At 56.2% G+C, this 8,686-nt stretch carries 6 protein-coding genes; all 6 read right to left on the bottom strand.

Annotated elements, in window-relative coordinates; all coding sequences use genetic code 11:
• Window positions 1-719: 719 nt before the first annotated feature.
• The 6 genes from EGH21_RS23805 to EGH21_RS23780 all read right to left on the bottom strand — a co-directional run bounded on the left by EGH21_RS23805 (window position 720) and on the right by EGH21_RS23780 (window position 8,563).
• Window positions 720-1,928, bottom strand: a complete 1,209-nt coding sequence (locus EGH21_RS23805) for a Cdc6/Cdc18 family protein (protein ID WP_220620891.1) — start codon at window positions 1,926-1,928, stop codon at window positions 720-722.
• 488 nt (window positions 1,929-2,416) lie between these two features.
• On the bottom strand, window positions 2,417-4,396 hold the full coding sequence (locus tag EGH21_RS23800; RefSeq protein ID WP_236035801.1) for a VirB4 family type IV secretion system protein: 1,980 nt from the start codon (window positions 4,394-4,396) through the stop codon (window positions 2,417-2,419).
• The gene (locus EGH21_RS23795; RefSeq protein ID WP_220620890.1) at window positions 4,393-5,409 is read right to left on the bottom strand and encodes a TraC-like domain-containing protein; all 1,017 of its coding nucleotides are present in this window, start codon (window positions 5,407-5,409) and stop codon (window positions 4,393-4,395) included. Before EGH21_RS23795 ends, EGH21_RS23800 begins: the two co-directional genes overlap by 4 nt.
• 37 nt (window positions 5,410-5,446) lie before the next feature.
• The gene (locus EGH21_RS23790) at window positions 5,447-6,733 is read right to left on the bottom strand and encodes a TrbL/VirB6 family protein (protein WP_220620889.1); all 1,287 of its coding nucleotides are present in this window, start codon (window positions 6,731-6,733) and stop codon (window positions 5,447-5,449) included.
• A gap of 37 nt (window positions 6,734-6,770) precedes the next feature.
• Window positions 6,771-7,661 (bottom strand): twin-arginine translocation signal domain-containing protein, encoded by an 891-nt coding sequence (locus EGH21_RS23785; protein ID WP_220620888.1) that lies wholly within the window; start codon window positions 7,659-7,661, stop codon window positions 6,771-6,773.
• On the bottom strand, window positions 7,658-8,563 hold the full coding sequence (locus tag EGH21_RS23780) for a DUF8186 domain-containing protein (RefSeq protein WP_483867071.1): 906 nt from the start codon (window positions 8,561-8,563) through the stop codon (window positions 7,658-7,660). Before EGH21_RS23780 ends, EGH21_RS23785 begins: the two co-directional genes overlap by 4 nt.
• Between the last annotated feature and the right edge of the window lie 123 nt (window positions 8,564-8,686).

The raw sequence follows: 8,686 nt of genomic DNA, 5'->3' as shown, positions 1-8,686 counted from the left end.
TAGCTAGGTCACGACACTGCTCAACGAAGTCGAGGAGGTCGACTTCCATAGGCAAGAATCGAATTCCTCGGCTTCATCCTTCTAAACCCGTGATATCGGCTGAATAGATCGCTATTCAACAGAGCAGCTGAAAGCACGATTGGGAGACGTGTCCCACCCGCGAAGCCTTCTCGGGCTGGATTGGACCTGCTCCGTCGACGGAGTAGGACTGTCGTCCGACACCAGTCGGCTGCCTGCATAGCCGCCACAAGGCCGCGACCGAGCGGAGCGGCCGCACGGGACGACCATAGGGAGGACCCTCTCAACGCGGGGCGGTCGCCATGAGCGTCATGGACTCACCAACGGGAATACGCCGAGGGTTCGAGAGTCATGAGCAGAGAAAATACTCCAAAGTATCATACTCCAAAGTACGATTCTAGAAGGTATTCTAACCGACGAGGACATACACAGACCATAGTAGATTTCGTAAAGATAGCGACTCCACTTCTTGGCACAGAGACGGGCCACTCCTTCGGATAGACACACCTCACACCGAGTGAAGAAGTCCTCATGAATGTCGGTAGATGGTCTGGAGACGTCAAATACAGATAGAGAGGGAGGGATAGATTTCGTATCTTGCTCCTATGGGAGACACAGAACCCTCAGAGACAGTCTCACACTCCTGGCCGATATACAAACCACCCACACACCTCGCACCGAGTGAAAATCGTTCGAGCCAATCAGCTTATTCCCGATGCATCCAGTGCTTCGACGACGATCTTCGGATCCCGCAGAAGACGATGTTCGAGATAACTGCCTTCACTTTGGCCGCCACCGGTGTGATTCGACTCTGTCACTCCAAGGAACGACTGCTCTTTGAGCAGTCGGTAGACGCGGTCTTCAGAGAGTGGTTCAGATCCCTCCTGTTCTGCAAGAGTTTCGTAGAGGTTGTATATCCGGTGGGTACGGAACGCTTCCTGTTCTGGATTATCCGCGGTTAGCAACGCCAGAGCGTGGAGGATATATTTCACGTGCGGAGTCGTCCCACTCACCAGTTTCTCGAAGCGGTTCACTTCCGCTTGTTTCACCGCGTCGTCGACGTGAGCCACTGTGACCGTCTCTGTTCCTTGCTTCTCTGCAAGACGTCCAGCCTCGTATAGGGTATCGATTGCTTTCCGTGCGTCGCCGTGTTCCTTCGCTGAAAGAGCTGCTACCTTCGGAATAACGTCTGTTTCGAGCATACTGTCTTCGAAGGCATCTGTCCGATTTTCGAGAATCGCACGAAGTTGGCCAGCGTCGTACGGATCGAACACTATCTCGTTGTCCTGTAAGCTGGAGTCGATACGCTCGTTCAGTCGTTCCCTGTACTCTATCTTGTTACTGATACAGATCGCACCGACGTGTGTTTCTGACTTGCCGCTTTCACGCGCTCGAGAGAGACTTCGGAGAAGTTCATCGTCGTCGAGTTTATCGATTTCGTCAAGAATGACCACGAACGAGTCAACGGCAAACTCCTCGAGAAGATTCCACGTGATATCTCGATAGTCCGAAGCAGCAATTCCGACCCGCGGGATATCCACGTCGGCGTCGAGATTAGTCGCGAGCTGACGTGCCATCTCCCGGCTGGCTTTTGCTTCGGTTTGGTAGTCTGAACAGTCGACGTATGCATGCTGGAACACGACGTTGTTCGTCTCGGCTTCTCCGTGAGCCTTCCGAGCCACACATCTCGACACGAGTGACTTTCCCGTTCCCGTTTTCCCGTAGATGATCGTGGTTTCAGGTGGACCACCGATTGTTGCTGGTCCGAGTGCTTGTCCGATTGCATTCACCTCACCGTCTCTGCCGACAACACGATCTAACTCGGGCACGTGGCCAACGCGGAGCAGTTCTCGATTGGCAAATACACCTCCCGTTTTGAAGATATTGTCCGTCTGTTCTGGCTCGGACATCAGATACTCTAACGGACACAGAGCTGTGGTATAAATCTATCTACCTAGTAACGAGTGAATACCGCATGAGGGCTCAATATCCATTTTTAGACTACTTTCAAAGGTATTCATATACTCCATTTATTCTAGGCACACACCATGCACCGAGTGAAGGTTCGCAATCTGTTATTTGATCTGACCGGCTAGACGTTCTTTCCTCAAAGCCATCTTCGCCACCAGTAATCTCATTTCTTCACTCGGTGTGGGGTGTGTCTGTCCAATCCTTCTCGCTGGATCAATTCACTCGGTGTGTGGTGTGTCTGTGCGAAGTATTCTCTGTTAGCTACTACCGCTACTATCGATTGTTAACACTCAGAAAAGCACACGAACTGTACTCTTTCTCCGGTTCCAGCCAACTACCGCCTCGTAGCTGCTACAGACGAATACGGTGAAGAGTGGGGTACATCTCGTGTGCTTTCACTCGGTGCCCGGTGTGTCTGGCCGAACACTCACACAGACTTTCCCCCGATAGCGTCGGCCTCGAATCCACTCGCCCGAACCCGCAACGGGAACCATCCCTCTTCGTCGATACCCAGTAACGCCTCTGAATATCCGTCTTCATCGTTCCCGGCCTTCGCTGTCCGGACCCAGTTCACCTCTCGTTCACTCAGGTCAAACCACTCGGCCAGCTTCTCGGCCTCCTCGTTCACCCGATGAATCAGCGTCATCGAACAGAGACTGGCAATCGTTCGAGCCTCGGGTGTCAGCGCAAACTCGCCGCCGGTCTGTGTGATGAAGTGGAGCGAGAGGTGATAGTGTCGAGAGTGCCGAACGGCTGTCTCGAGAAAGTCCAGCGACTCGGCGTCGGCCATCAGGTAGTGCGCTTCGTCGATAGCGAAGATGACGCGCTTCTCGGTTTGCTTCGCTCGCTCGTACACAGCGTTGAACAGCACCTGCATCATGAGGCTCGTCTCGCTGCGACCGCGTGCGCCCTCTTCCTGATGCAAGTCGAGATAGATTACGTTCGAGTCGAGGTCGAACTCCGTCGGTCGTGCAAGATTCGCTAGATCTCCTCTCTCGCGGAAGGAGGGCCGCAAGTCCTTCAGGAGCGATTGGGCATCGTCTTGCACACTTGCCTGTTCACCGTCCGTCGCGTAGCCAAAGGACGCGGGGTCTGCAAGTAACGCTTCCAGAATACCGATGACGTCACGCACTGTCGGCGACGGCCTCGAGTGCGTACTCGGATCACGCGTAATCCCCTGCCGTTCGTAAGCTTCCTGCACGGCCCGACGGAGCGTCTGCTTCCGATCTGCAAGGGGATTGTTCGCGACGTGAGCGAAGAACGTCTCGAAGAAGGACATCACCCACGAGATCTGCTCGGCCCAGGGGTCGAGATCCGGAACAGACACAAGCACCTCCTCGGGCGTGGCCTTCAGTTCGAGTGGATTGAACCCACGCGTCCCACCGACGGTCACACGCTCGCCGCCCAGCGCATCGTTCACACCGGCGAAACCACGAAGCGGATCGAGCATGATGATCACCGTCTCGGGGTCGTACATCCCACGCCGAACTAACTGGAGTTTCGTCGAGAAGGATTTCCCGGCGCCGAGCTTGCCGATAACCATCGTACAGTATCCGGTTTCGCGAGCGAAGCGGTCCAGAATCAGTGGACTCTCGTTCAGCGCGTAGGTGCCGTACTCGATACCCGGTTCGGCGAACGCCCCGGAGACGAAGGGGAACATCGCACCGACAGCACCAGCGAGCATCGGCGTTCGCGTCGACAGCGAATGCTCCAATCTATTGTCGCCAACCGGACTCGTCGAGATGAGCGTCTGGAGTTGCTGCCAGCGCGGCGTTACCGGCGTGAGATTGGCCGGTGGTTGTCTGGCGGTCTTCCGGACGGCACTCCCAGAGAGTGCTTCAGCATCCGCAGCCCGACTGGTGAGGTACGTCGCGACGTCGAACGCCTGCATCGAACTGTTCCGAAGCGTGTCGTAGAGGTCCCGGTAGTCCTCCAAATCTTTCCGGAGACCGCGGGCACTGGCCCGTCGCTTCTCCTGTAAGTACTCGACGTCGGCTTCCAGCCCTTCGATGTGGTTCTCCAGCGAATCGAGTGTCCGTTCGGTATCTCGTGGGTCGACGTGAATCGAGATGTCCGTCTTGCGTGTCTCCGGTGACGCATACAACCGTTCGAGAAAACCGTCCATCGGCGTCTCTGGATACTCGGCTATCCAGCGCGATCGCGACCATGTCTCGCCGACGCGGACGCTATTCGGCGTCGTCTCGATGCCCGATGGCGTGACGAGTCCGGAGTGAACATCGGAGAGGTCGGGAAGCTCCCTTTCAGGAGCACTGTAAGAGACATGGATATCGTCGGTCGACCGATTTGTCGAGGATTTCTCGTCGGGTGCAGACTCGGACTCAGCCCCGTCCTCCCCATCACTCTCCGAAGTGACCGCACCGAACGACGCCAACAACCGCCCGATCATCGACCTGCCCCACTGATGACGGGCCGGCGTCGGGCGAGCTGTTCGAGCGTCTCTGTCGCATATTCCTCTTGTGTCCAGAAGTTCCCGACGACGCCGAGCGCTTCGTGGGCGTCAAGCCTCCTCGCACCACATCCCTCGATCTCACGAATGCCACTCTCGACGCGACGCAGTCGGCTATCGAGTTCGTCGAACATTGCCTGTCGCTCGTCAGCGACGCGCGGGGCGAACCACGACATAACGACTAAACCCAGTACCGGGAGCGTGGCCAACTGCTGTAAGAGGCTTTCACTGTCGAATTGGACTTCCATGGGCGTCACCGGGACGACGACGTAGTGATCTCGGATCGTCATCTGGCGTGATTCGACTTCGTTTTCGTACCACTCGGTGTACGCCTCAATGAGTGCTGCCAACCGTGGATTCGCTTTCACGTCTGGATCGTCTAGACGGTCCTCGTAGTGGGCGAGATACTCTTCAACGGGAAACTCCTGCGTCGTCGAGTACAGTTGGATAGGGAACTCGACGGTCGTGTTGAGGAAGTCCGAAAAGGCATCCGCTTGCTCTGCCCACTCCTCGCTCGTCGCGAGCGCCATGTTCGCAGGGTCGACCTGCACCAGACCGACGAACGCGCCATCGGTCCGTTCGATAGCGTCGTGTTCGGGGTGGATACGTTCGAGTTGCGTGTGCTCTTTCGCCGCCTCGATGTCGTACTCATCCGGTGTCTTGAGCGAGCCGAGATACGTCGCGATCCAGTCGATGCTCGTGGTGTAGGATGGCGTGAGGTAGACGAACACCGCGCCGACGAGAATCGCGATACCGGCCAGTGGAAGCGTTAGTGTCTGGATGGCGTATCCACCAATAGTGAGCGACTCGGGTAGGACGACCTGCAAGAGCAAGATGACTACGACGCCGGGAAACAGCCCGACAGCAGCATCCGATAGGGTATAGGTTCCAAAGAGCGTTGCCTCGGTCCCGAGGAATTTCGGGATTCGTTTTGCGGGGTCTCGATGTGACATATGATCTGTGAGTATCGTCGGTAGTGTGTGGTCAGTTTCAGTTGATGTACCACGGCCGCTCGTCGTCCGATCGGTCCGTTTCGTTTGCTGTCTCAGAATCTCGTGAGGTGTTGGAGTCCGTCGAATTCGATGATGAACCAGTATCGCGGTCACGCATCGCCGAGAAGTCGGTTGCCCGACTGTCGCTTTCCTCACGCTGGTTCCGAGACCCTCCGCCGCCCTCCGAACTGCCCTGAGACGCCGTCGAATCACTGCTGTCGGCTCTGACTCGGTCTCGAAGGGAGACTGTCGTCTCTCTCACTCGCTGTCCGCCTACGTGCGCACGAGAGTTCCCAGAGCCGAGTACGGTCTGCCCGTTTCGTCTGATTGCGGGTTCGCCGCGGACGCCACGAGTGAAGTTTTGCGTGCCTTGGACCGTTGTTTGTGCGCCCTCGGTCGTTGTCGCAAAGCGCTGCTGTGCTCGCTGGGTTGAGGCGTGACGACTCGCTCGCTCACCGAAGACGAAGATCGCACCGGCCTGCCAGAACATCAGCAGCGGTGCGACGACGGCGACGAACGGGATAATCAAGGCGACAAACCACACTGCGATGCCATCCACAGTGAACTGGAAGCTGCTACCCAGTAGCTGTCCCAGTCTGAAGAGGAGCGCAACGGGAATAGTCATGAACAGGAATGGGGCGTAGAATCCGGCCAATCGAGCCATGAATCGCGAGACGAGCGAAAATGGGCCGACGCCGGGTATCCAGAAGACGATGAGTATCGGCATCAACAGGACGAAGAGATAGAGCATCACCTGCCGCGTGAAGTAGATGAGGCCGATAAGAACGAACAGGATGAGGTCTACCGTGTAGGAGACTAGAAGTCCAAGCAGTCCCATCGCCCCGAACGATAGGGATTCAAAGAGCGAAACGTCTGAGAGGTCCGGAACGAGGAAAGCTGCGAAGCCGTCTACTAATTGCAGAGAGAGTGCAGCAATCCACCACCAGGCGAGGATGCCTAGAAGGCCGGAGAACGCGCGTTTCTTGAGCTTCGTCCTGTGGTAACTGGAGAACAGATGGCTGGTCGATTCGAGGAAGATGACGAGCCCAATCGATATGCCGTAGAGAAAGAGCACTATGGGCATCAGCTCTTCCCAGTAGTACTCGTAAATCTGTGGCCAGGCGTTGTTTGTTGGTGGTCCGAAGACTCTGTTTGGTGCCGGTGTAGTAACAATAGCTTCGACCACCGCTTCTGTCCCACCCTCAATGGTCTTTTCAACTGGTTTGAGAAGTGAATTAAGCCAGTCAGAAAGAGAGCCAGAAATAACATCGCCAAGTGCCTGCATTAGTATCCTCGCTGTGAGTAAACAGGATTACAGTTCGTCATTGTGATCCGTTATGAGCCAGCTTTACCTGGACATCAGAACACACATATGCATCAATGAGACTCACTGACTCTGGTTTCCCACCTTTTGAACCTTCTATCCTGTAACGAAGTGGATTAGCGTTCGGGGTGCTTGCAATGAGAGTCATTGAGAATTCACTCGGAGAACAATCGTGATCCGATTCGGTTAGAAACCGAAGTGGAACTCTCCGTGAAAGGAATATCTCGGTCGATTCGGGATAGATAATTGCCTCAGTGACGTCTTCTATGCCGTACAGTGCTGGATATGTATTCTCTGAGAGATCATCATTCGCTGCATAGTTCGGGGCTTCTTCATAGGTGATGTCAGATACCCAGGTTGGACCAGTTCCACTGTTTTGAAACTCAATCGCAATCCGACCAAACCCGAGCGGTATCTCTTCCTGGAACTGTTCAACCCCAACAACCGAGATGTCCGGAACCAAATCTACGCGTTCAGTGTGCGGATCCTCTCCTCTCGGTTCGAAGACGAACCGGAACATCCCGGGCGAGTAATGGTTGTCCTCGCCGACGCCGTCGACATCCAACAACCGAATCCGTGCCTTCCCGGTCGTCGGCTCCGTCTCGGTCTTTGCCCAGACCGTCTCCGTTGGGTCGACGACGTGGAGTTCCGTCCCGCGGAATTCCTCGGTCGCGGTAAGAACGAGGTGCTCCCCCTCGAACGAGATGTCTTCGATAGCTTCCCTTTCGGCCGTGGGTGTCGCTTCTCCGGTCTCACTGCCTGCTGAGAGACAGCCAGCGAGCCCGAGTACAGCACCGATAGCGGCGGTACGAAGGAACTGTCGCCGTGAGGGCTTCACTGCAGTCGATTGCGAATTCGGAGTCGTTGAATCTGTGATTTCGTTTGTCATAGTGCTCTCCATGGTGGCCAGATACGCCAGCCAGTGATGCGGTCGATGAGCAAGACTGCGAGTAAGAACAGCGAGACTGGAACGGAGAAGATGAACAGCGTCGAGAGCAGGTCCAGCGTGGGACTGTGAACGTAGATGCTGTCACTGTCGCCAGTATAACCCGGGATGTTCAGCCACCACTGACCGGGGACATAGCGTACACTCACCCCAGCGCTATTGGCAGGGATAGTGTAGATGACGACGCCCGTTGCGTTCGTGTCGACGCGTTCGCCGGCGACGAGGAGATACCCATCGCGGTCCCGCGTATCGATTGGTTCGCCAGTTTCGGTATCGCGAAGCATCACACGAAGATGGACTGTCTCGTTCGAGCGATTCTGGACTGAGAGAGTGACGTTACTCTCGCGAATCGGAACCTCGGCGAAGCTGTCGAGTGGACGCGTCGTTTCGACACCACGGACGAGTCCCCGTGCTGTGACAGCGCCAGCCTCCTCGCCTTGGTCTACTTCTGCCTCTTCCCATCGCGTCGCCAGTCCATAGCTCGCCGTGTACGGTTCGTCGACGACGTCGAGTGAGACGTTCCGAGGGAGCGAAGGGGGCGTAAGCTCTTCGCCGAAGGTATCGAGAATCGTCACCTCGGACTGCGGAGCAGCCGTCGGCCCGACGTCGATGGGAAACGCATGGACCTGCAGTGGGTGAACTGGCGAATGGACACGCTCTGTCTCATCACTGGTCCGTCGTTCGAGTGTGTCCCACGCAGGGTTCCGAGCGCTGTAAAACCGCCAGACGCCGTTCACTCGACCGTCAACATCGCTACGCTCGTATCCGCCCCACGGGTCGCTCTTGTAGACGACGAGTCCGAGGTCGCCGTCGGGGTATCGGCCGACGTAGCCCGATACTTCTATAGCAATCGTTAGAACTTTCCGCCCGTAGTACGTTGAGTAGTATAATGGATCATCTTGACGAGATATCCGTCAAGGAACTTCAAGACGCTCTCGACAACGTGGACGGAAACAAGCCGACACAAC

This window comes from Haloarcula rubra (assembly GCF_019599465.1).
Classification (GTDB): Archaea; Halobacteriota; Halobacteria; order Halobacteriales; family Haloarculaceae; genus Haloarcula; species Haloarcula rubra.
Note: the sequence above shows the minus strand (reverse complement) of the source record. Positions and strands in the feature narration are given on the sequence as shown.

Excerpts from the sequence above, each read along its gene's own strand:
- EGH21_RS23805 (WP_220620891.1), bottom strand. The coding sequence starts at position 1,928 with ATGTCCGAGCCAGAACAGACGGACAATATCTTCAAAACGGGAGGTGTA.
- EGH21_RS23800 (WP_236035801.1), bottom strand. The coding sequence starts at position 4,396 with ATGATCGGGCGGTTGTTGGCGTCGTTCGGTGCGGTCACTTCGGAGAGT.
- EGH21_RS23795 (WP_220620890.1), bottom strand. The coding sequence starts at position 5,409 with ATGTCACATCGAGACCCCGCAAAACGAATCCCGAAATTCCTCGGGACC.
- EGH21_RS23790 (WP_220620889.1), bottom strand. The coding sequence starts at position 6,733 with ATGCAGGCACTTGGCGATGTTATTTCTGGCTCTCTTTCTGACTGGCTT.
- EGH21_RS23785 (WP_220620888.1), bottom strand. The coding sequence starts at position 7,661 with ATGACAAACGAAATCACAGATTCAACGACTCCGAATTCGCAATCGACT.